Below are 24,240 nucleotides of genomic sequence, written 5' to 3' on the forward strand. Positions count from 1 at the left end.
TTTAACAAATATTTATGTGGAGTCATCACAAAATCTGCCAAATTATAAATGTTAAGTGGCTCTCGTTTTTATCATTGCGGTCTTTTAAAACTCTTTTTCTTTCGGCCGAGATGACTCTCTTTTCCTGACTAAAATAATATTTTCTGCTGCTGTGATTCCCGTTTCCGCTGGCAGTCAGCTGCTGTTGCGATGGGTACAGGCTTAACTATTTATGTTATTAAAAAACATACTAATTTCCCTTTTGTTACCCGATGAGCATGTAAAATGCTGGTTAAGAATGTCGCGGTTTAGTGCTATCCTGTGTCTCCTGGACAATAAATGCTGTGTCCCGAATTATTCTGCCAATGAAGCGTGTAACAATGTGATTTGTATGGTGAATTTTTAAAGTGAAAATCATGCGAGCGACATGATAAGACGTCGCGCAGTCCATAAATGGATGCCTGAAAACGAAGACATTCAGGCGTCAATTTGAGAGATTTCTTCTTCCTCCTGTCGGGGGAAACATTGAGAATCAGGCTTTTACGCCTGAAAGTTGCGGAGAAAAAGCATGGCGGGAGATGACCGCGAGCCGATCGGACGTAAGGGGAAACCCACGCGTCCGACAAAACAAAAGGTAACTCGTCGTCGGGTTCGGGAAGAGGACTACGACGACGATTACGATGATGATGACTATGAGGATGAAAAACCGATGCCGAAGAAAGGAAAAGGCAAAGGCGGTAAACCCCCTCGTCGCAAACGCACCTGGCTATGGTTGCTGATTAAGATTGGTATCGTCTTTGCGGTGATTATTGCCGCCTACGGCGTCTATCTCGATCAGAAAATCCGTAGCCGCATTGACGGTAAAGTCTGGGATCTGCCTGCCGCGGTATATGGCCGGATGGTTAACCTTGAACCGGATATGCAGATCAGCAAAAACGAAATGGTGCGGCTGCTTAACGCCACGCAGTATCGTCAGGTGAGCGCGATGACGCGCCCGGGCGAATACACCGTGCAGGCCAACAGCATTGAGATGATCCGCCGTCCGTTCGATTTCCCGGACAGTAAAGAAGGCCAGGTGCGCGCGCGTCTGAGCTTTTCCGGCGATCGTCTGGACACCATCGAGAATATGGATAACAACCGCCAGTTCGGTTTCTTCCGCCTCGATCCGCGTCTGATTACCATGCTGCAGTCGGCCAACGGCGAACAGCGCCTGTTCGTGAAGCGTAACGGCTTCCCGGATCTGCTGGTCGATACGCTGCTGGCGACCGAAGACCGCCATTTCTACGAGCACGACGGTATCAGCCTTTACTCGATTGGCCGTGCGGTGCTGGCTAACCTGACCGCTGGTCGTACGGTGCAGGGGGCGAGTACGCTGACCCAGCAGTTGGTGAAGAACCTGTTCCTCTCCAGCGAACGTTCATACTGGCGTAAAATTAACGAAGCCTATATGGCGCTGATCGTTGATGCGCGTTACAGCAAGGATCGCATCCTTGAGCTGTATATGAACGAGGTGTACCTCGGTCAGAGCGGCGATAACGAAATCCGCGGCTTCCCGCTGGCGAGCCTGTATTACTTTGGCCGCCCGGTAGAAGAGCTGAGCCTCGATCAGCAGGCGCTGCTGGTAGGGATGGTTAAAGGTGCGTCGGTCTATAACCCGTGGCGTAACCCGAAGCTGGCGCTGGAGCGACGCAACCTCGTGCTGCGTCTTCTGCAACAGCAGCAGGTTATCGATCAGGAACTGTATGACATGCTGAGCGCGCGTCCACTGGGCGTGCAGCCGCGCGGCGGGGTTATCTCCCCGCAGCCTGCGTTTATGCAGATGGTGCGTCAGGAGCTTCAGGCGAAGCTGGGCGATAAAGTGAAAGAGCTCTCCGGCGTGAAGATCTTTACCACTTTCGACTCAGTCGCGCAGGATGCGGCGGAAAAAGCGGCGACAGAAGGCATCCCGGCGCTGAAGAAACAGCGTAAGCTGCCGGATCTGGAAACCGCAATGGTCGTCGTCGATCGCTTCACCGGCGAGGTGCGGGCGATGGTCGGCGGTGCGGAGCCGCAGTTTGCCGGTTATAACCGTGCGATGCAGGCGCGTCGTTCGATTGGTTCTCTGGCAAAACCGGCGACCTATTTGACCGCCCTGAGCCAGCCGAATCAGTATCGACTCAACACCTGGATTGCCGATGCGCCAATCGCGATTCGTTTGTCCAACGGACAGACGTGGTCGCCGCAGAACGACGATCGTCGCTACAGCGATAGCGGTAAAGTGATGCTGGTTGACGCCCTGACCCGTTCAATGAACGTGCCGACGGTGAACCTCGGGATGGCGCTGGGCCTACCGGCGGTGGTCGATACCTGGACTAAACTGGGCGCACCGAAGAATCAGCTCAATGCAGTTCCGGCTATGCTGCTGGGGGCGCTGAATCTGACGCCGATTGAAGTGGCTCAGGCGTTCCAGACCATTGCCAGCGGCGGCAACCGCGCACCGCTCTCGGCGCTGCGTTCGGTTATTGCCGAAGATGGTACCGTGCTGTATCAGAGCTATCCGCAGGCTGAACGCGCGGTTCCGGCACAAGCGGCGTATATGACGCTCTGGACCATGCAGCAGGTTGTGCAGCGTGGTACCGGCCGCCAGTTGGGCGCGAAGTATCCGGGTCTGCATCTGGCGGGTAAAACCGGGACCACCAACAACAACGTTGATACCTGGTTTGCCGGTATTGACGGTGGTCAGGTGACGATTACCTGGGTGGGTCGCGATAATAACCAGCCGACCAAGCTGTACGGTGCCAGCGGTGCGATGTCGATTTATCAGCGTTATCTGGCTAACCAGACCCCGACGCCGCTGGTGCTAACCGCGCCGGAAGACGTGGTGGATATGGGCGTCGATGGCAGCGGTAACTTCGTCTGCGGCGGCGGAATGCGTTCGCTTCCGGTATGGACGACTTCGCCGGATACGCTATGCCGCCAGGGCGAGCAGATGCAACAGCAGCAGCTCGAACAGCAGCAGGCGAATAACCCGTTCAATCAGTCCGGGCAGCAGCCGCAACAGCAGCAAAATCAGCAGCAGCAACCGCCGAAGCAGGAGAAGAGCGATGGCGTAGCGGGCTGGATTAAGGATATGTTCGGCAGCAATTAATTATCCGCTTCATCCTTAAAGCCGCCTCTTTGTTGGCTGCGGATTACTCGGCCCGTCCCTGGGCCTCGCCCCTTACGGGGCCGCTGCAAAAAGCGTTCAAATCTGCTCCCGGCAGATTTGTCAGAAACCCCAGTCACATAGTTATCTAAGTTCCTGGGGATTTCTTCTCTTGCCGCCTCGATGCGGCTTGAATGATTTTACAGATATAAATAAGCCCTCTAATACCTCAGTATTAGAGGGCTTATTTATATCTGTAAAAAACTTAACAGCAGTTTAACTCCACAATTACCGTCTGGTTATTAATTCATCCTTTGACACGTAATCAGGGGCATATTTCTTGCCATATATTCTGCGTTTCGCCTATCATGGCATCCGTCATAATAATAATTCTCGTTTACGTTATCATTCACTTTTATTAGAGATATACCCATGGCGCGTCCAAAAACTGCTCAGCCAAACCACTCGCTGCGTAAAATCGCAGTCGTAGTAGCCACGGCGGTTAGCGGCATGTCTGTCTATGCACAGGCGGCAGTTGAACCGAAAGAAGAAACGATTACCGTAACCGCAGCTCCAGCTCCGCAGGAGAGCGCTTGGGGACCTGCGGCGACCATCGCGGCGAGACAATCCGCCACGGGGACTAAAACGGATACCCCTATTCAAAAGGTACCACAGTCTATATCCGTGGTGACCGCTGAGGAGATGGCTCTCCACCAGCCGAAATCAGTTAAAGAAGCGTTGAGCTATACGCCTGGTGTTGCGGTGGGCACGCGTGGTGCTTCTAATACTTACGATTATCTGATCATCCGCGGATTCGCCGCTGATGGCCAAAGCCAGAATAACTTTCTAAATGGCTTGAAGATGCAGGGTAACTTCTACAACGATGCGGTGGTCGACCCGTATATGTTGGAGCGTGCAGAAGTCATGCGTGGCCCGATCTCCGTTCTTTACGGAAAGAGCAGCCCGGGTGGTTTGCTGAATATGGTCAGCAAACGTCCCACTACGGAGCCGCTAAAAGAAGTTCAGTTTAAAATGGGCACCGATAATCTATGGCAGACCGGTTTTGACTTCAGTGATGCCATCGATGATGACGGCGTTTATTCCTATCGCCTTACCGGTCTGGCGCGTTCAGCGAACGCACAGCAGAAGGGAGCAGAAGAACAGCGTTATGCCATTGCACCATCATTCAGCTGGCGTCCGGATGATAAAACCAACTTTACGTTTCTCTCCTACTTCCAGAATGAGCCGGAGACTGGCTACTACGGCTGGTTGCCAAAAGAGGGAACGGTGACGCCGTTACCGAACGGTAAACGTCTCCCAACCGATTTCAACGAAGGCGCTAACAACAATACCTACTCTCGTAACGAGAAAATGGTTGGCTACAGCTTCGACCACGAATTTAATGACACTTTCACCGTGCGTCAGAACCTGCGTTATGCTGAGAACAAGACCTCACAAAACAGTGTGTATGGCTACGGGGTATGTTCTGATCCAGCGAACAAGGATAGTAAGCAGTGCGCAGCATTAGCGCCTGAGGATAAGGGGCGTTATCTAGCGCGTAAATACGTCATTGATGATGAAAAGTTGCAGAACTTCACCGTGGATACTCAGTTGCAGAGTAGCTTTGCAACAGGCTCGATCGATCACATATTGCTGACTGGCGTTGACTTTATGCGCATGCGCAATGATATCAACTCTTGGTTTGGTTATGACGACTCTGTTCCGTTGCTTGACCTTTACAATCCTGTATCTACTGATTTTGATTTCAACTCTAAAGTTCCGGTCATTACTGGCCCGTATCAAGTCCTGAATAAGCAAAGGCAAACTGGCTTGTATGTGCAGGATCAGGCGCAGTGGAATAAAGTGCTGGTTACCTTGGGTGGCCGTTATGACTGGGCGAAGCAGGACTCTCTGAATCGCGTTTATGGTACTACTGCTAACCGTGATGATAAGCAGTTCACCTGGCGCGGTGGTGTTAACTACCTGTTCGATAATGGTGTAACGCCTTATTTCAGCTACAGTGAATCGTTCGAACCGGCTTCGCAGACAGGGGCTACTGGCAATATTTTCGCTCCGTCTAAAGGTAAACAGTACGAAGCTGGTGTGAAATACGTACCGAACGAACGTCCAATCGTGATTACTGGCGCCGTCTATCAGTTGACCAAAACCAACAACCTGATGGCCGATCCGGCTGGCTCATTCTTCTCAGTTGAAGGCGGTGAGATTCGCTCGCGCGGTGTGGAAATTGAAGCGAAAGCGGCACTCTCTGCCAGCGTCAATGTGGTTGGTTCATACACTTATACCGATGCTGAATACACCACGGATACTAACTACAAAGGCAACACGCCAGCACAGGTGCCAAAACACATGGCATCACTGTGGGGCGATTACACTTTATTTAACGGTCCGCTGTCTGGCCTGACGTTGGGGACTGGTGCTCGTTTTACAGGTTCCAGCTACGGCGATCCTGCGAACTCCTTCAAGGTGGGTAGCTACACGGTTGTGGATGCATTAGTCCGTTACGACTTGGCTCGCGTGGGCATGGCTGGTTCTAACGTGGCGCTTCACGTGAACAACCTGTTCGATCGTGAGTACGTTGCAAGCTGCTTCAATACTTATGGCTGCTTCTGGGGCGCAGAGCGTCAGGTCGTGGCGACCGCAACTTTCCGTTTCTAACCACTTAATGGGCGCGGTTCGCCGCGCCTCTTACCAGGTCCCGTTATGCAGGAAAACACTCCGCACTCTGATACTACGTTTTCGCTGGACCGCGTGACCTTCCGCGTGCCCGGTCGCACGCTATTGCATCCTCTCTCATTAACCTTCCCGGCGGGAAAAGTGACTGGCCTGATTGGCCACAACGGCTCCGGCAAATCGACACTGCTAAAAATGCTGGGTCGTCATCAGCCGCCCTCGGAAGGCGATGTCCTGCTTGACGGCCAGCCGCTCGATAGCTGGAGCAGCAAAGCGTTTGCCCGCAAAGTGGCCTATCTGCCGCAGCAACTGCCGCCGGCGGAAGGCATGACGGTGCGTGAACTGGTGGCTATCGGCCGCTATCCGTGGCACGGAGCGCTGGGGCGTTTTGGCGCGGCGGACCGGGAAAAAGTCGAAGAGGCGATCGCGCTGGTTGGCCTGAAACCATTAGCCCATCGGCTGGTGGATAGCCTCTCCGGTGGCGAGCGCCAGCGAGCGTGGATTGCCATGCTGGTAGCCCAGGATAGCCGCTGCCTGCTGCTCGACGAGCCGACCTCGGCGCTGGATATCGCCCATCAGGTTGATGTTCTGGCACTGGTTCACCGCCTTAGCCAGCAGCGCGGGCTGACGGTTATTGCCGTCCTGCATGATATCAATATGGCTGCCCGTTACTGCGACTATCTGGTGGCCCTGCGCGGTGGTGAAATGATTGCTCAGGGAACGCCTGCGGAGCTGATGCGTAGTGAAACCCTGGAACAAATTTACGGTATCCCGATGGGGATCCTGCCGCATCCGGCTGGCGCAGCGCCGGTAAGTTTTGTCTATTGATGGAAAACCTGAATTTAATCACGCGGCGGCGTCTGCTGACCGCGATGGCTCTGTCGCCGCTACTGTGGCAGATGCGCGGCGCGCAGGCGGCGGAAGTTGACCCGCAGCGCATTGTCGCTCTGGAGTGGCTGCCGGTCGAGCTGCTGCTGGCGCTGGGCGTCACGCCCTATGGCGTCGCCGATATCCCGAACTACAGGCTGTGGGTTAACGAACCTGCGCTGCCGCCATCGGTGATTGATGTTGGACTGCGCACCGAGCCGAATCTTGAACTGCTGACGCAAATGAAGCCGTCGTTTCTGGTCTGGTCGGCAGGATACGGCCCTTCGTCGGAAAAGCTGGCGCGCATTGCGCCCGGGCGAGGATTCACCTTCAGCGACGGCAAGCGTCCGCTGATGATGGCGCAACAGTCGCTCAATGAAATGGCTGAACTGATTGGTAAGCAACAGGAAGCGAAGCGCCATCTGGCGGAGTTTGACGCGCTGATGGAAAGCCTGCGGCCTCGCTTTGCCCGGCGTGGCGATCGCCCTCTGCTGATGATTACCCTGCTTGATACCCGTCACGTGCTGGTCTTTGCGCAAAACTGCCTGTTCCAGGAAGTGCTCGATCGCTTTGATATCAAAAACGCCTGGCAGGGCGAAACCACCTTTTGGGGCAGCGTCACCGTCGGGATCGACCGGCTGGCGGCCTATAAAGATGCCGATGTTCTCTGTTTCGATCATGGTAACGAGCGGGAAATGGCGCAATTAATGGCGACGCCGCTATGGCGAGCGATGCCTTTTGTTCGCTCTGGGCGTTTTCAGCGCGTCCCGGCGGTGTGGTTCTATGGCGCGACGCTATCAGCGATGTATTTTGCTCGCGTGCTGGCCGATGCGCAGGGAGTCCCGGCATGAGACAGCGAATTTCTCCGTTGGCTATATTGTTGCTCTCTGTTTTGCTGATCGCCGCTTTTACGCTAACGCTGTTCAACCTCAGCGTGGCGCTGCCGCGAAACGAGTGGGGGCAGGCGCTCTGGCAGCCGGATATCGATAATATTTCCCAGATGCTGTTCCACTACAGCCTGCTGCCGCGGCTGGCGATATCGCTGCTGGTCGGTGTCGGGCTGGGGCTGGTGGGCGTGCTGTTCCAGCAGGTGTTGCGTAATCCGCTGGCGGAACCGACAACGCTTGGCGTCGCGACCGGCGCGCAGTTAGGGATGACGGTTACTACGCTGTGGGCGATCCCCGGCGTGTTGGCTTCGCAGTTTGCCGCACTGGCCGGGGCGTGCCTCGTCGGCGCGCTGGTATTTGGCGTCTCCTGGGGTAAACGGCTCTCGCCGGTGACCTTGATTCTGGCGGGGCTGGTGGTGAGTTTGTACTGCGGTGCGCTCAACCAGCTGATGGCGATTTTCCATCACGATCAGTTGCAAAGTATGTTCCTGTGGAGCACCGGTACCCTGACGCAGACCGACTGGAGCGTGGTGCAGCGGCTGTGGCCGCAGCTGCTCGGCGGGGCGATTTTGACCCTGCTGCTGCTGCGTCCGCTGACCCTGATGGGGCTGGATGACGGCGTGGCGCGCAACCTCGGACTGGCGCTCTCGCTGGCGCGGCTGGGGGCGTTGACGCTGGCGATTATCATTAGCGCGCTGTTGGTCAATGCGGTAGGAATTATTGGCTTTATCGGCCTGTTCGCGCCGCTGCTGGCGAAGATGCTGGGTGCTCGTCGTCTGTTATCGCGCTTGTTCCTGGCAGCGTTGATTGGCGCGCTGCTGCTGTGGATTTCCGATCAGGTTATTCTGTGGCTCACCCGGGTGTGGATGGAAATCTCCACCGGCTCGGTAACTGCGCTGATTGGCGCGCCCTTGTTGCTATGGCTGCTACCGCGCCTGCGCAGCATTAGCGCACCGGTGATGAATGGCGGTGACAAAGTGCTGGCGGAGCGGCAAAGCGTGCAGTGGTTCGCACTCGGCGGGCTGGTGATTCTGCTGCTGGCAATTGTCGTTGCGCTGACCTTTGGCCGCGACGCGCAGGGCTGGCACTGGGCCAGCGGTACGTTACTGGATCAACTGATGCCCTGGCGCTGGCCGCGCATTCTGGCGGCGCTGTTTGCCGGCATGATGCTGGCGGTGGCGGGCTGCATCATTCAACGTCTGACCGGTAATCCGATGGCCAGCCCGGAAGTGCTTGGGATCAGCTCCGGCGCGGCGTTCGGCGTGGTGGTGATGCTGTTTTTTGTGCCGGGCAATGCGTTTGGCTGGCTGCTGCCTGCCGGTAGCCTCGGGGCCGCGGCGACGCTGCTGGTTATCCTGATTGCTGCCGGACGCGGCGGGTTCTCGCCGCATCGTATGCTGTTGGCGGGGATGGCGCTGAGCACCGCGTTTACCATGCTGCTGATGATGCTCCAGGCCAGCGGTGACCCGCGAATGGCGCAGATCCTGACGTGGATCTCCGGCTCAACCTACAGCGCAACGCCGGAATTAGTGGTGCGCAGCGGCGTGGTGATGATCATCCTGTTGGCGCTGGCCCCGCTTTGTCGACGTTGGCTGACGATTCTACCGTTGGGTAGTGAGGCGGCAAGGGCCGTTGGGGTAGCGCTGACGCCGTCGCGCATCGCGTTACTGCTGCTGGCGGCGTGCTTAACCGCCAGCGCAACGCTAACTATTGGCCCGCTTAGCTTCGTGGGTCTGATGGCACCGCATATCGCTCGTATGATGGGTTTCCGCCGTACTATGCCGCATATGGTGATGTCCGGGTTGATTGGCGGGGTGCTGTTGGTGTTTGCCGACTGGTGCGGGCGGATGATGATGTTCCCTTACCAGATCCCGGCGGGGCTGCTGTCGACCTTTATCGGCGCACCGTACTTTATCTATCTGTTAAGAAAGCAGAGCCGATAGTGCCCTGGTATCGCCGGGGCAGCGTTGCCCCGGCGTTTAGGGTTACAGCTTCGCGAAGGCGTTACGCGCTGCGGCGATGGTGTTATCGATATCTTCTTCACTGTGGGCGATAGACATAAAGCCCGCTTCAAACGCTGACGGCGCCAGGTAGATGCCTTCCTCCAGCATCAGGTGGAAGAAGCGCTTAAAGCGCTCCACGTCGCACTTCACCACGTCCTGATAGCAGGTCACGGTTGGCGCATCGGTAAAGAAAATGCCGAACATGCCGCCGACGTTATTCACTACCAGTGGAATACCGGTATCACGGGCGGCGTCCAGCAGACCCTGAGCCAGCTGATTGGTCAGATCGGTCAGGGTTTCATGCACGCCAGGCTGCGCCACTTCGGTTAAGCAGGCGAAGCCCGCCGCCATGGCGATCGGATTACCGGACAGCGTTCCCGCCTGGTAAACCGGGCCGGTCGGGGCGAGCGCATCCATCACTTCGCGACGGCCGCCGAATGCGCCAACCGGCATGCCGCCGCCGATGATTTTGCCCAGGCAGGTCAGATCCGGTACCACATCGTAGTAATCCTGCGCGCCGGCCAGCGCCACGCGGAAGCCGGTCATCACTTCATCGATAATCAGTAGCGCGCCGAATTCATCGCACAGCGCGCGCAGGCCCGGCAGGAATTCAGGCTGCGGCGGGATGCAGTTCATGTTACCGGCGACCGGTTCAACGATGATGCAGGCGATATCCTGCGGATACTGTTCGAACGCGGCGCGCACAGATGCGAGATCGTTATAGGTGCAGGTCAGGGTGTGTTTGGCGAAATCTGCCGGAACGCCCGGAGAGTTCGGTTGGCCCAGAGTCAGCGCGCCGGAACCGGCTTTCACCAGCAGGCAGTCGGCGTGGCCGTGGTAGCAGCCTTCAAATTTGATGATTTTGTCGCGGCCGGTAAAACCGCGCGCCAGACGAATGGCGCTCATCGTCGCTTCGGTACCGGAGTTCACCATGCGGACCATATCCATGGTCGGCACCAGTTCAGTGACCAGTGCCGCCATTTTGACTTCCATCTCCGTTGGTGCGCCAAAGCTTAAACCGCGTCCCGCCGCTTCGATCACGGCGTTGCGAATTGCCGGATGGTTGTGACCGAGTACCATTGGGCCCCAGGAACCAACATAATCGATATACGCTTTGCCATCGACGTCGTAGAGATATGCGCCGTCGGCGCGCTCGATAAACAGCGGCGTACCGCCGACGCCGGTGAAGGCGCGTACCGGAGAGTTCACGCCGCCGGGGATAAGTTCACGCGCAGCGTTATACAGATTTTCAGATTTGCTCATAGCCAGGGTCCTGGTTCGTGAAAAATGTTTTGTCGGCTATTCTAGGTTATTCCAGGAAGGTTATATACCCGTCATACTTCAAGTTGCAGGTGTGTTGGCTGCGCTCGTTCACCCGAATCACTTACCAGAGTAAGCTCATCGGGATTCACTCCTTTGCCGCCTTCCTGCAACTCGAATTATTTAGGGTATGAAAGTTTTGCCCAATTGAAACAATGTGGTCACGGCGCATTTTTTTGACGACGGGGCCTGTCCGGTTGGCTAGAATGCCCTTCTTTCTATTTGTATTACTAATCATTGATAATGGCATGAAAGCAGAAAATCCCTCTTCTTCAGCACATCAGTTCGTACGTGTTCGCCGCAGCGATGCCGTGCGTCGGTTGATTCAGCGTGATAAAACGCCGCTGGCGGTGTTATTGATGGCGGCCGTTGTCGGAACGCTGGCGGGGCTGGTTGGCGTCGCGTTTGAGAAAAGCGTCAACTGGGTGCAAAACGTGCGCATTGGCGCGCTGGTAGAGGTGGCAGACCACTGGTTTCTGGTCTGGCCGCTGGCTTTTATCCTCTCCGCTTTGCTGGCGATGGTGGGGTATTTCCTCGTACGTCGTTTTGCCCCGGAAGCGGGCGGATCGGGGATCCCGGAAATAGAGGGAGCGCTGGAAGAGCTGCGTCCCGTGCGCTGGTGGCGCGTGTTGCCGGTGAAGTTTATCGGCGGTATGGGGACCCTGGGCGCAGGAATGGTGCTGGGTCGTGAAGGGCCGATGGTGCAACTGGGCGGCAATCTTGGCCGCATGGTGGTGGATGTATTCCGCATGCGCAGCCCGGAGGCGCGCCATACGCTATTGGCGACCGGTGCAGCAGCGGGTCTCTCCGCCGCGTTTAATGCGCCGCTGGCCGGTATTCTGTTTATTATTGAAGAGATGCGTCCGCAGTTTCGCTACAACCTGATCTCCATTAAAGCCGTGTTTACCGGCGTGATTATGTCGACGATTGTCTTTCGTATTTTTAATGGCGATCATGCGGTTATCGAGGTTGGCAAGCTGAGCAACGCGCCGGTTAACACGCTGTGGTTATATTTGGTGCTGGGGATGATTTTCGGTTGTATCGGCCCGTTATTTAACACTCTGGTGTTGCGTACCCAGGATATGTTCCAGCGTTTTCATGGTGGTAATATCAAAAAGTGGGTGTTGATTGGCGGATTAATCGGCGGCAGCTGCGGCGTGCTTGGGCTGATTCAGCCAACGGCGGCAGGCGGCGGATTTAACCTGATTCCCATCGCTGCTGCGGGCAACTTTTCTGTTGGCCTGCTACTGTTTATTTTTATCGCCCGGGTGATTACTACGCTGCTCTGCTTCTCTTCCGGCGCGCCCGGCGGTATCTTCGCACCGATGCTGGCGCTGGGAACATTGCTGGGAACGGCCTTCGGCATGGCGGCAACGCCGCTGTTTCCGGCGTATCATCTGGATGCGGGGACGTTTGCCATTGCTGGTATGGGCGCACTTCTCGCCGCCTCGGTTCGTGCGCCGTTGACCGGCATCGTGCTGGTGCTGGAGATGACCGATAACTACCAGCTCATTTTGCCAATGATTATTACCTGCCTGGGCGCAACACTATTGGCACAATTCCTTGGCGGCAAGCCTTTATACTCGACAATCCTGCAGCGCACCCTGGCGAAACAGGAAGCCGAGCGGGCGGCAAAGGCACAGCCGGTTGGCGGGGAGAATACTTGAACGATTTACTCGGGTATTGGATAATGGCTCAAAAGGTCGGGTTATTCTTTAACCGGTCAGAAGTATCAATGGGAGCATAAAATGAGTGATGACGTAGCGTTGCCGCTGGAATTTACCGAAGCCGCAGCGATAAAAGTAAAAGACCTGATCGCGGATGAAGATAATCCGAACCTGAAACTGCGCGTGTATATCACCGGCGGTGGCTGCAGCGGTTTCCAGTACGGCTTTACCTTTGACGATCAGGTAAACGATGGGGATATGACTATCGAGAAGCAGGGCGTAGGCCTGGTGGTTGACCCAATGAGCCTGCAGTATCTGGTCGGCGGGGCTGTCGATTATACTGAAGGCTTGGAAGGTTCACGCTTTATCGTGACCAACCCGAATGCGAAAAGCACCTGCGGTTGCGGCTCTTCATTCAGCGTCTAAAGTGAGTGCGGCACCTCAGCCCTTTCCCGCAGGGAGAGGGAGCAAACAACTAAAAACGGTAACCTTAAAGTTACCGTTTTGCTTTTATTAACGCCCATTCTCATCTAGCGCAAACGTCGGTAGCTTCAGGTGCCAGCGGATTGCCGCCAGGCGAATTACCAGCGTGACCACCATTCCTAGCATTGCCGCGTTTTCTAACGGAACGTGTAAAGTGTAGTACGCCGTTGCGTGAACGATACCGCCTGCGATACAGGCTGTGGCGTAGATTTCCGTGCGCAGGATCATCGGGATTTCGCGCGCCAGCACATCGCGGATAATCCCGCCGCCAACGCCGGTGACAACGCCCATACAGACGGCGACCAGCGGCCCGCTATGGGCAAGAAACGCTTTATTGACGCCGATACCGACAAATACTGCCAGCCCAACGGCATCCAGTACCGGCAGCACCCATTTAGGCAGCCGGCGCGGCTGACGTACCAGCAGAATGGTGAGCATACTGGTGACCATTGCCACCACCAGATCGGTCGGGTCTTTCACCCAAAATACCGGGCCGTTGGCGAGAGCCATATCGCGAATGGTTCCGCCGCCTACCGCGGTCACCACGCCTAATACCAGTACGCCAAATGGGTCCATGCGCAGCTTTCCTGCCAGCAAGACGCCGGAGATGGCAAACACCGCGGTGCCAATAATATCCAGCCAATAGACAAGCATCGTGAGTTCCCTGGGTTATCAGGTAATTATTTTACCTGCTCGAGCGCAGTACAGAGTTGTTTTGCGGCGAGGATAATACGTGGGCTCGCACGTTCAAACCAGTCACCATGTAGGACAATAAACGAAATTTTTAGCTGATTCTGCCAGTAGCGCTCAACGGCGGGAAGCTTGCTGGCATCACCGGTAATGACAATGGCCTGCGGCTGCCTTGCCAGCACCTGCTCACGGCTGACCTGCGGCCAGGGAACCCGGCTGGCGGCAAAGATATTTTCCCCTCCGCATAGCGTCAAAACCTGATCCTGAATCGACCCTTTGCTGCTGGTAAAGAGCGGGTTAGTGCCAAACTGTAAAAAGACGCGCTTTTTTGGCGCGCTGGCATAGCGCGCTTTCAGCGTCTGATAATCATCCTGCATCTTTTGGGCCGCCTGCCGTGCCTTTTCCGGTTGTGGGCTCCATTGCGCCAGCTGGCGAAGCGTGGTGATGATATCTTCGATAGTCGTCGTTTCGACCCAGATAACTTTAATACCGAGCGAATTTAGCTGGTTAACCTGCCGCTCGGCATTACCGCCGCGCCAGGCCAGTACCAGGTCGGGTTTAAGTGCGACGATGCGTTCCAGATTCATCCCTTGCCAACTGGAGACCTGCTCTATCTTTGCGGCTTCTGGCGGGTAATCAGAATAGCTACTGACGCCAATCGGCGTAATACCGGCGGCAAACGCCAGTTCGGTATTGGCGGGGGAGAGCGTAATCACCCGCGGCGCAGCGAATAGCCACGCCGGGACGAGCAGTAGCAGGGCGGCAAGAGCCGTTTGAAGTGACTTAGTCACGAGCCAGACGCTGCACCAGGTTTTCCACCATCAGGGTGGACTGCTTTGCGGCAACAGCGAGGAACTCGTCGAAGCTCAGATGGGACTGCTGGTCGGCAACATCGGAAATGGCGCGAACGACAACAAACGGCACGCCGTAGCTGTGGCAGACGTGCGCAATGGCCGTTGCTTCCATCTCGACCGCCACGGCCTGCGGGAAGTTCTGACGGATTTTCGCCAGGCCAACGGAACCGTTGATAAAGGCGTCGCCGCTGACAATCAGACCGCGTACTGCGTTAAGATCCAGCGCTTTGATGCAGGTTTCCGCGGCGGCAATCAGTTTTTCATCAGCTTTAAAACCGGCAGGGCAGCCTGGCAACTGGCCATATTCGTAGCCGAATGCGGTGACGTCAGCATCGTGGTAGCGCGCTTCGTCAGAAACAACGATATCGCCAACCTTCAGGGTAGATGCCAGCCCGCCTGCCGAACCGGTGTTAATAATCACATCCGGCTTGCAGTGCTCCATCAGCAGGGTTGCGCCCATGGCGGCGGCCACTTTACCAATACCCGACTTCAACAGAGCGACGTCGGTACCTTGAAGTTGTCCGGTATAGATTTCGCTACCGCCGATAGTGATGGTCTGGCGGTTGTCGATTTTGTCGCGCAGAAGGGTAACTTCTTCTTCCATAGCGCCAATAATGCCGATTTTCATAGATTTACTCGCGATGTGTGGGTTTTAGCGGCATAGTCTATCATGCGCTTAGAAGGAAACGTTATTGCTCGCACGGGGAAGGCCATGGCAAAGATCGATTTTCGCAACAAGATTAACTGGCGTCGCCGCTATCGTTCACCGCAAGGGGTTGAGACGGAACATGAAATCCTGCGCATTTTCGAAAGCGATCGCGGGCGTATTGTTAACTCGCCGGCGATCCGCCGATTGCAGCAAAAAACTCAGGTATTCCCGCTAGAGCGTAACGCGGCGGTGCGTACCCGTCTGACCCACTCTCTTGAAGTTCAGCAGGTTGGCCGCTATATCGCTAAAGAAGTGCTAAGCCGTCTGAAAGAACAGAAGCTGCTGGAGAGCTATGGGCTGGATGAGCTAACCGGTCCATTTGAAAGTATCGTCGAGATGGCTTGCTTGATGCACGACATCGGCAATCCGCCGTTTGGTCATTTTGGCGAAGCGGCAATCAACGACTGGTTCAGCCAGCGGCTGTTCCCTGGCGATGCCGCCAGCCAGCCCCTAACCGAAGACCGTTGCGTGGTTGAAGCGCTGCGTTTGCAGGAGGGGGATAGCCAATTAAATGAGCTACGCCGCAAGGTTCGCCAGGATTTGTGCTGGTTTGAAGGAAATGCGCAGGGAATTCGTTTAGTGCATACCCTGATGCGGATGAATCTGACCTGGGCGCAGGTGGGCTGTATCCTTAAATATACCCGTCCGGCGTGGTGGCGAGGGGAACCGCCTGCCAGCCACAGTTATTTAATGAAGAAACCTGGTTATTATTTAGCCGAAGAGGGCTATGTTGCGAGGTTGCGTAAAGAACTGGATCTGGCTCCTTACAATCGGTTCCCATTAACGTGGATTATGGAAGCCGCAGATGATATCTCGTATTGCGTTGCCGACCTTGAGGATGCAGTAGAAAAACGTATTTTCAGCGTGGAGCAGCTATATCAGCATCTTTACGAGGCCTGGGGGGAGCACGAAAAAGGCTCTTTGTTTAACATGGTTGTTGAAAATGCCTGGGATAAATCTCGTGCGAATTCTCTTAGTCGAAGTACTGAAGATCAGTTCTTTATGTATTTACGGGTCAATACGCTGAATAAGCTGGTACCGTATGCGGCGCGTCGCTTTATTGATAATTTGCCAAGGATCTTTACCGGTGATTTTAATCACGCGCTGCTTGAAGACGAAAGTGATTGCAGCCAATTGCTTGAACTTTATAAAAATGTTGCTGTAAAACATGTATTTAGCCATCCAGATGTTGAGCAGCTGGAATTGCAAGGTTATCGTGTTATTAGCGGCCTGTTGGATATCTACCAGCCGTTGTTAAAATTATCGCTGGATGAGTTTAGTCTGTTGGTGGAAAAAGAGCGGGTGCGAAGTTTACCGATCGCCTCACGCTTGTTCCAGAAACTTTCGACTCGCCATCGTCTGGCCTACGTAGAAGCCGTAAATAAGATCCCGCGCGATAGCGCTGAATTTCCGCTATGGGAATATTATTATCGCTGTCGTCTCATTCAGGACTATATCAGCGGAATGACGGACTTGTATGCATGGGATGAATATCGGCGATTGATGGCCGTAGAATAAGCATGAGTTTTGTAAAGACGAACAATAAATTTTTACTTTTACCAAAACTTCATTCCGGAACTTCGCGCTATAAAATGACTCTCATAGTCACGTAAACAGCAACTATTCGTTATCTGAAATCGAGATTGAAACATATGAAAAAAACCACGTTAGCAATGAGTGCTCTGGCTCTTAGTTTAGGTCTGGCGTTGTCCCCTCTCTCTGCGAGCGCGGCGGAAACAGCTTCTTCGGCTACTAATGCACAGCAGATGCCGAGTCTGGCTCCTATGCTGGAAAAGGTGATGCCGTCTGTCGTGAGCATCAACGTTGAGGGGAGCACCACCGTTAATACCCCGCGGATGCCGCGTAACTTCCAGCAGTTCTTTGGTGATAATTCACCGTTCTGCCAGGACGGTTCACCGTTCCAAAGCTCTCCGTTCTGTCAGGGCGGTGGGCAGGGTGGCGCTCCGGGTAGCGATGGCGGTCAGCAGCAGAAATTTATGGCCCTCGGTTCTGGGGTGATCATTGATGCCGCTAAAGGTTATGTCGTCACCAACAACCACGTCGTGGATAACGCGACGACGATCAAAGTTCAACTGAGCGATGGCCGTAAGTTTGAGGCAAAAGTGGTCGGTAAAGATCCGCGTTCTGATATCGCGCTGATTCAAATTCAGGATCCGAAAAACCTGAGCGCAATCAAGCTGGCGGACTCTGATACCCTGCGCGTCGGCGATTACACCGTGGCTATCGGTAACCCGTTTGGCCTCGGTGAAACCGTGACCTCCGGGATTGTTTCCGCGTTGGGCCGCAGCGGCCTGAACGTTGAAAATTACGAGAACTTTATCCAGACCGATGCGGCGATTAACCGCGGTAACTCCGGCGGCGCGCTGGTTAACCTGAACGGCGAGCTGATCGGTATCAACACCGCGATCCTGGCACCGGACGGCGGTAATATCGGTATCGGCTTTGCGATCCCGAGCAACATGGTGAAAAACTTGACCGATCAGATGGTTAAGTTTGGCCAGGTTAAGCGCGGTGAGCTGGGCATCATGGGAACCGAGCTGAACTCCGAACTGGCGAAAGCGATGAAAGTCGACGCTCAGCGCGGTGCGTTTGTCAGCCAGGTCATGCCGGGTTCTGCAGCGGGTAAAGCAGGTATTAAAGCCGGTGACGTGATCACCACGCTGAACGGTAAGCCAATCAGCAGCTTTGCCGCACTGCGTGCACAGGTCGGCACCATGCCTATCGGCAGCAAAATTGAACTTGGCCTGCTGCGTGACGGTAAACCAGTAACGGTAACCGTAGAGCTGCAGCAAAGTAATCAGACTCAGGTTGACTCAAGCACCATCTTCAACGGTATTGAAGGTGCGGAAATGAGCAACAAGGGTCAGGATAAAGGCGTCACGGTGAGCAACGTGAAGGCGGGGACTCCGGCTGCGCAGATTGGCCTGAAGAAAGGCGATATTATCGTTGGCGCTAACCAGCAGCCGGTGAAAAATATTGCTGACCTGCGCAAAATCTTCGATGCTAAACCTTCGGTTCTGGCGCTGAACATTCAGCGTGGTGATACCTCCATCTACCTGCTGATGCAGTAATCGCGGGCAAATCGTAAAGCCCCTTGTCTCCTTGTGAGGCAAGGGGCTTTTTTTGCTCTGCGGGTCATTCTGTCTGGCGTTCTGTGACCCCTTCCACAACTCCATACTTCTCACCCCTGCTTTGTGCGAATGCACAATGCAGCGTTTTGCCAACTCTTCTATGCTGGTAACCTGCTCACGGGAGGGTTACATGGCTGGCTGGCACCTTGATACCAAAATGGCGCAGGATATCGTGGCGCGCACGATGCGCATCATTGATACCAATATCAACGTAATGGATGCTCGCGGGCGCATTATCGGCAGCGGAGATCGCGAGCGGATTGGTGAATTGCACGAAGGTGCGCTGCTGGTTCTTTCACAAGGGCGCGTTGTCGATATTGATGATGCCGTGGCGCGACATCTGCACGGCGTGCGCCAGGGCATCAACCTGCCGCTGCGTCTGGAGGGGGAAATCGTCGGCGTTATCGGTCTGACCGGCGAGCCGGAATCGCTGCGCAAATACGGTGAGCTGGTCTGTATGACGGCTGAAATGATGCTGGAGCAGTCGCGGCTGATGCACCTTCTGGCCCAGGATAGCCGTCTGCGTGAAGAGCTGGTGATGAACCTGATTCAGGCCGAGGAAAACACCCCAGCGCTGACCGAATGGGCGCAGCGGTTGGGAATCGATCTGAATCAGCCGCGTGTTGTCGCAATGATTGAAGTAGATAGTGGCCAACTGGGCGTAGACAGCGCGATGGCGGAGCTACAGCAGCTACAAACCGCGCTGACGACGCCGGACCGTAATAATCTGGTGGCCATTGTCTCGCTGACCGAAATGGTGGTGCTGAAGCCTGCGTTGAATGCTTTTGGCCGCTGGGATGCGGAAGATCACTGTAAACGGGTCGAGCAGTTGATCAGCAGGATGAAAGAGAATGGTCAGCTGCGTTTTCGTGTGGCGCTGGGTAACTTCTTTACCGGACCCGGTAGCATCGCACGTTCTTACCGTACCGCCCGAACCACAATGATGGTCGGTAAACAGCGAATGCCGGAAAGTCGGAGCTATTTTTATCAGGACCTGATGCTGCCGGTGCTACTGGATAGCCTGCGCGGCGGCTGGCAGGCCAACGAGCTGGCGCGTCCGCTGGTTCGTTTGAAAGCGATGGATAATAACGGCCTGCTGCGGCGTACCCTACAGGCGTGGTTCCGCCACAACGTGCAACCGCTAGCGACCTCAAAGGCACTATTTATTCACCGTAATACGCTGGAATATCGTCTGAATCGTATTTCTGAACTGACTGGGCTGGACCTGGGGAGTTTTGACGACCGTTTGTTGTTGTATATTGCTTTACAGCTGGACGAGCAACGTTAAAACACTCCCGCCATGGGCGGGAGCGATTGATGTTACAGGCGTTGCAACCCGAGGGCCGTGACTTGCCAGGTCACGGTATTAGGTTGTTGCCAGGTTTTGTTATTTAACGGATTGATGATAGCCGAGCGAATTCCTGCTTCAGCATGGAATACCTCGATGGTGTAGCCTTCATCCAGTATTGCTGTATCAATATAATCGCCAAGCTGCGCTGAGCCTTTAATTGACTGGCGATAAACGACGCTACCGCGTGTGTTGTAGACGTTGACCGTTGTATACGTCGTAGTGAAGTCTTTATGCGGCACAACGGAGTTGGCGGTAAAAGTAAGCTGCTTGCTGCCGATATCCATATCCATGCTGGCAAAACAGATATCATTGTCGCCAAGCAGCTGCCATGTGAATTGATCGCCGTACAAGGCGGTCACATCTCGCGTTTCTTCCTCTGTATCTGCGGCCTCCTCTTCATCAACCGGTGCTAGCGAATAGACTTCCAGCCCATCGCTCACTACGCGCCAGCGGTTGTTTTTCTTTAGCGTGATGGTGCCCTGAGTTGTGTCATTGCTGGCGCTGGAGCGGAACGGTTCATCAAGGAAAACATCAATAATCATGTTTTCCTCTAAAGCGAACGCCTCACTTTTTGCCAGATTGTCTGTACCGCCTGCATAGTTACGATTAAAGGCTATGGTACCGTTCGGTTCTGTCACCGTGATATTGGCGTAGGTATTAGCGGTGTAGTACGCATGCGGCGTGCCGGAACGCGTCTCGATGGTCATCATGTGCTGTTTGTTATCAATGGCTATCTGGCAAAACGTCTTATTACCTTGTCCTTTCAGATCCAATGTGATGCATTTTCCCGTCAACTCGTTAGGTTCGCCGTTATCCTGAGGGAGCACATCGGCATACTCTTTGAGCTGCGCGCTATAGGTAGGTTCCTCGAAATGGGACAGCATCAGCCAGAGATCGTTTTTAGCCGTAGAGTTCTCTTGTGCCAGCAGTGAAGGTTGGTTACGTATTTTCTGGGCTTGCTGGTGGAATGTCGCCAGTAAATCTTCTTCCGGATTATTGTTAAGGATAAAGTTGTAGAGCCCATTATCATCGATACGTAGCAACTGGTATTTCTCACGCGCGACCAGTGCCAGGTAAGTCGGAGAGGCTTTCAGGCGTCCAGGCTCAGCATGATAAATATATAAATGATATTCCGTGTTGAATGGAATGATGACTTTACCTGTGGTGCAACTGGTCCCATTCATTTTTCGCTCAAAGACTTTTTCGCCGTTGGCGGAGAGCACTGCGACGCTGGCGTAAAGCGTATTCGGGAAGTAGCTATGCGGAGTGGCGTCAGTAATATCCAGAATCAGTTGCTTATTTTCGTAATCAACGTCAAGGGTTGCAAACTGGTCGTCACCAAGACCTAAAAAGCGCAGCGTCACATTACGGCTGCTTGTGTCGTTTCGTTGGCTATAGACTACGCTAACGGCATTAACACCTTCCCGGATAGTAATATGGCTGATATTTGGCAGATATTTTTGCGAACGGCCCTGTGGCAATTCGACCTGATAAACGCCAACAGGAATGCTGTTTAGTGTCAAAGTATCATCATTGATCGGTACGGAATATTGGGTTCCGCAGTTATCTTTGATGATTATCGTGCGGCCATAAATCTGTTGCGCATCATCGATATCGAACGTCAGAACCAGCGTTCCCGTTTTGTTTAATGTTGCCAGCTGGCTGTTATCGACCAGCCATACGGAGGAATCCAGCCCTAATTGTTGGCGCGCGTTTTCCCATTCACTTTGTGGCAATAAATCGTAAAGTGGCCACAGCGGTTTTGTTGCCAGTGACGCGACCTTTTCTTGGGTTGTTGTTTTCAGTTTCAAGCCGCACAGGTTGATAAAGGCAGTGACGTCATAGCCTGAAGCGGTGGCGATGGCTGTCGCCAGCATATCGGCAAGACGATGTTCTATCGGCTGAAAGTTGTCTCCGTTGGCCAGTTGACGATAATTTTGGTTAAAGGCAACAAAGGCTTTAGTGCCAGCTTTTAGCAACATAAGCATCAGGAATTGCAAGCGCGGACGTAGCCCCCAACTGCTGACGGGGTCCTGATTGGTAATATGGGTGATTAACTGCTGTTCCTGTGCGGCCAGTTTGCCGTAGTTATATAGCCAACCGCCGGTATAAAGACGGTTATCCTGGCCAAGCATGAGCTGCTGATAGTAAGAGGCGTAAATATTGTTCCATACCTCGCCAGTGGGAAGGTCGGTATCTTGCATAAAGGAGCCTTGATACCCATGACCAATCTCATGAAGAATAACCCACTGTGTTGAGACGCTGTCGATCCAGCCTTCACCAATCGTAGGGGAGGTTTGCGCACACCACCCGGAGGAATAGTAGGCCGCGCCAACACCATGTTTATCCGCATGGATAAAGTAGCGGTTGGCAATATCCTGATTCAGCGGCGAGTCTGGATTGTCACTTAATCCAGCCCATTCGTTATAGTACTTGAAGAGCTGGGTGTAGTAGCTGTGCAGTGTTGACAGGCCAGCGTTGAGCGCATTATCACGATCGGCGTAGGGCAGCAGCATGTTAATAACGTCTAAATCCACCAGCGCGAACGCCGAGCTGTTTTTCTCCCAGGAGAGGAAAAATTCATCTTCGGATTGCCCCATTTTCCAGCACGGCAGCAGTTTTGTCGTGGCGGGTTGCTGGTAAGTGACGATGAACTCGCCAGGTTGTTCTGTAAATAGCGTATCAATAAAGGGGACGGTATCGACAGTTGTACTCACCGTTTGCCAACTGGTGCTCAACGTGATGGTTTTCTCTCCTTCTGAATCGTTGCATAGCAGGCGCAACCTTGCTTTGCCCTTGCTGACGTCCGGCTGACGAATCTGTAATTGCACGTTGGCAGGCAGAATAAAGCCTAGCGCCTGACGATCGTGTTCTCGCCCTTTTTGAAAACCTGCATTATCCAGCCAGGGGGCAGATTGCAGCGTATAACATGTTTGTTCAATTTCCTGTGTCATCGTATGACCTCCTTTTAGGTGGGAAATGAACATACATGAAGTATTTGATTAATTAATTCATATGGATAGTAAGGTGATGTGAAATGATGCTTGATAAGAAAAATTGAGGTTTGATGATGAGAAAATGTAGGAGAAGAGACTGAAAGGTGGAAAACAGGGCCAGTATTTGGCCCATAGCAGACTTATTTATTGCGCGTCAGTTTTTCCAGATCGGATTCAATTTCGCTGATCTTATTGGTAACTACGCTTTCCAGATGACGCAGATCGTCGAGGATTTTACGCTTAAGATCGATTTCAGTGCGATCGCGCTGGCAGATCTGATCCAGCTCATCAATGATATAGCGGAGGTTTGGACTGATCTCCTGGACTTCTTTATATCCCTGACCAATGCCGTCTGCGACAACGGTTTTACGCTGACGCGGGTACTTAAACTTGACGCTTTTGGCGAAGAACTCGCCTTTGTCCTTCTGAAAATAGATTTTCAGAATGTCGTTGTTGGCTTCCTGCCGCAGGCTATAGCGATCGATTTCATCAGGATTGGTAATACCAAGACTTTTCAGATTATCGTACATAACGGTACCTTTGATATCATCGTAATCTTTGAATAATTAACGAAAAAATCTATCTTCGCCAGCTTAATATATAAAAAAAGCGGGATGCCTCCCGCTTTTTATACTGCTTAGTCGATGGTACGCAGAAGTTCGTTGATTCCGACCTTGCCGCGCGTTTTGGCGTCGACCTTCTTCACGATAACGGCGCAATACAGGCTGTACTTGCCATCTTTCGACGGCAGGTTGCCGGATACGACTACGGAGCCAGCCGGTACGCGGCCATAGAACACTTCGCCGGTTTCGCGATCGTAGATTTTGGTGCTCTGGCCCAGGTACACGCCCATGGAGATCACGGAACCTTCTTCGACGATCACGCCTTCGACGACTTCAGAACGCGCGCCGATAAAGCAGTTATCTTCGATGATGGTCGGGTTCGCCTGCAGCGGCTCCAGTACGCCACCGATGCCGACGCCGCCGGACAGGTGAACGTTTTTACCGATCTGCGCGCAGGAGCCGACGGTCGCCCAGGTATCAACCATGGAGCCTTCATCAACGTATGCGCCGATGTTCACGTAGGACGGCATCAGAACCGTGTTGCGAGCGATAAACGCCCCCTGACGGACGGCTGCCGGTGGAACCACGCGGAAACCTTCTTTCTGGAAACGCGCTTCATCATAATCCGCGAATTTCATCGGAACTTTATCGAAGTAGCGGCTTTCCGCACCATCGATAACCTGGTTATCGTTAATACGGAAAGAGAGCAGAACCGCTTTCTTCAGCCACTGATGGGTTACCCACTGGCCGTCGATTTTTTCAGCGACGCGCAGTGCGCCGGAATCAAGCAGAGAAATCACCTGATTAACCGCTTCGCGGGTTACGGTATCCACATTTGCCGGCGTGATGTCGGCGCGACGCTCAAAGGCGGACTCAATAATATTCTGTAATTGCTGCATCGTTT

The 24,240-nt window shown here is 54.1% G+C and carries 17 protein-coding genes; 10 read left to right on the forward strand and 7 right to left on the reverse strand.

What is annotated here, in order from left to right; all coding sequences use genetic code 11:
- Positions 1–547: 547 nt before the first annotated feature.
- The 5 genes from mrcB (at position 548) to fhuB (ending at position 9,491) form a co-directional block, all read left to right on the forward strand.
- Positions 548–3,106 carry a bifunctional glycosyl transferase/transpeptidase gene (gene mrcB, locus HV127_RS12615; RefSeq protein WP_182236425.1) on the forward strand — a complete coding sequence of 853 codons (2,559 nt, stop codon included), beginning with the start codon at positions 548–550 and terminating at the stop codon, positions 3,104–3,106.
- Positions 3,107–3,535: 429 nt separating this feature from the next.
- Positions 3,536–5,779, forward strand: a complete 2,244-nt coding sequence (gene fhuA / locus HV127_RS12620) for a ferrichrome porin FhuA (RefSeq protein ID WP_182236427.1) — start codon at positions 3,536–3,538, stop codon at positions 5,777–5,779.
- A 45-nt stretch (positions 5,780–5,824) separates the two neighbouring features.
- Positions 5,825–6,622, forward strand: a complete 798-nt coding sequence (fhuC, locus tag HV127_RS12625; RefSeq protein WP_112215816.1) for a Fe3+-hydroxamate ABC transporter ATP-binding protein FhuC — start codon at positions 5,825–5,827, stop codon at positions 6,620–6,622.
- A complete protein-coding gene (gene fhuD / locus HV127_RS12630) occupies positions 6,622–7,512 on the forward strand; it encodes a Fe(3+)-hydroxamate ABC transporter substrate-binding protein FhuD (protein ID WP_182236429.1) in 891 nt (296 codons plus the stop codon). Before fhuC ends, fhuD begins: the two co-directional genes overlap by 1 nt.
- Positions 7,509–9,491, forward strand: coding sequence for a Fe(3+)-hydroxamate ABC transporter permease FhuB (gene fhuB / locus HV127_RS12635; RefSeq protein WP_182236431.1), 1,983 nt, complete (start codon positions 7,509–7,511; stop codon positions 9,489–9,491). The genes fhuD and fhuB overlap by 4 nt, the downstream gene beginning before the upstream one ends.
- A 42-nt stretch (positions 9,492–9,533) precedes the next feature.
- Here the strand turns inward: fhuB and hemL are convergent, their stop codons facing one another.
- Positions 9,534–10,814, reverse strand: a complete 1,281-nt coding sequence (hemL, locus tag HV127_RS12640) for a glutamate-1-semialdehyde 2,1-aminomutase (RefSeq protein WP_181483513.1) — start codon at positions 10,812–10,814, stop codon at positions 9,534–9,536.
- A gap of 305 nt (positions 10,815–11,119) precedes the next feature.
- Here hemL and clcA point away from each other — a divergent pair, with 305 nt between their 5' ends.
- Entirely contained in the window at positions 11,120–12,538 is a 1,419-nt protein-coding gene (gene clcA, locus HV127_RS12645) for a H(+)/Cl(-) exchange transporter ClcA (RefSeq protein WP_182236433.1), read from the forward strand.
- A gap of 81 nt (positions 12,539–12,619) precedes the next feature.
- Positions 12,620–12,964, forward strand: a complete 345-nt coding sequence (erpA, locus tag HV127_RS12650; RefSeq protein WP_110272482.1) for an iron-sulfur cluster insertion protein ErpA — start codon at positions 12,620–12,622, stop codon at positions 12,962–12,964.
- Positions 12,965–13,051: 87 nt separating this feature from the next.
- On the opposite strand, the gene HV127_RS12655 is transcribed toward erpA, so the two are convergent.
- The 3 genes from HV127_RS12655 to mtnN are packed head-to-tail and all read right to left on the reverse strand — an operon-like array spanning position 13,052 to position 15,193.
- On the reverse strand, positions 13,052–13,675 hold the full coding sequence (locus HV127_RS12655) for a TRIC cation channel family protein (protein WP_182236435.1): 624 nt from the start codon (positions 13,673–13,675) through the stop codon (positions 13,052–13,054).
- 26 nt (positions 13,676–13,701) lie between these two features.
- Positions 13,702–14,502, reverse strand: coding sequence for a vitamin B12 ABC transporter substrate-binding protein BtuF (btuF, locus tag HV127_RS12660; protein ID WP_182236437.1), 801 nt, complete (start codon positions 14,500–14,502; stop codon positions 13,702–13,704).
- A complete protein-coding gene (mtnN, locus tag HV127_RS12665) occupies positions 14,495–15,193 on the reverse strand; it encodes a 5'-methylthioadenosine/S-adenosylhomocysteine nucleosidase (protein WP_182236439.1) in 699 nt (232 codons plus the stop codon). The genes btuF and mtnN overlap by 8 nt, the downstream gene beginning before the upstream one ends.
- A gap of 84 nt (positions 15,194–15,277) precedes the next feature.
- Here mtnN and dgt point away from each other — a divergent pair, with 84 nt between their 5' ends.
- From dgt to cdaR, 3 genes are all read left to right on the forward strand, one after another.
- Positions 15,278–16,792: a dGTPase gene (dgt, locus tag HV127_RS12670; RefSeq protein ID WP_182236441.1), complete on the forward strand. Its 1,515-nt coding sequence runs from the start codon at positions 15,278–15,280 to the stop codon at positions 16,790–16,792.
- 134 nt (positions 16,793–16,926) lie between these two features.
- Complete coding sequence (degP, locus tag HV127_RS12675) at positions 16,927–18,366, forward strand: serine endoprotease DegP (protein ID WP_182236443.1); 1,440 nt, start codon at positions 16,927–16,929, stop codon at positions 18,364–18,366.
- A 190-nt stretch (positions 18,367–18,556) separates the two neighbouring features.
- Positions 18,557–19,714, forward strand: a complete 1,158-nt coding sequence (gene cdaR, locus HV127_RS12680; RefSeq protein ID WP_110272476.1) for a DNA-binding transcriptional regulator CdaR — start codon at positions 18,557–18,559, stop codon at positions 19,712–19,714.
- Positions 19,715–19,746: 32 nt separating this feature from the next.
- On the opposite strand, the gene HV127_RS12685 is transcribed toward cdaR, so the two are convergent.
- The 3 genes from HV127_RS12685 to dapD form a co-directional block, all read right to left on the reverse strand.
- Complete coding sequence (locus tag HV127_RS12685; protein ID WP_182236445.1) at positions 19,747–22,731, reverse strand: putative mucin/carbohydrate-binding domain-containing protein; 2,985 nt, start codon at positions 22,729–22,731, stop codon at positions 19,747–19,749.
- Between the two features lie 182 nt (positions 22,732–22,913).
- Positions 22,914–23,303 (reverse strand): DUF3461 family protein, encoded by a 390-nt coding sequence (locus HV127_RS12690; RefSeq protein ID WP_110272475.1) that lies wholly within the window; start codon positions 23,301–23,303, stop codon positions 22,914–22,916.
- Positions 23,304–23,410: 107 nt separating this feature from the next.
- Positions 23,411–24,235 (reverse strand): 2,3,4,5-tetrahydropyridine-2,6-dicarboxylate N-succinyltransferase, encoded by an 825-nt coding sequence (gene dapD / locus HV127_RS12695; RefSeq protein WP_110272474.1) that lies wholly within the window; start codon positions 24,233–24,235, stop codon positions 23,411–23,413.
- Positions 24,236–24,240 lie beyond the last annotated feature (5 nt).

The sequence above is a fragment of the Klebsiella sp. RHBSTW-00215 genome (assembly GCF_014103785.1).
In the GTDB taxonomy this organism is placed as follows: Bacteria; Pseudomonadota; Gammaproteobacteria; order Enterobacterales; family Enterobacteriaceae; genus Klebsiella.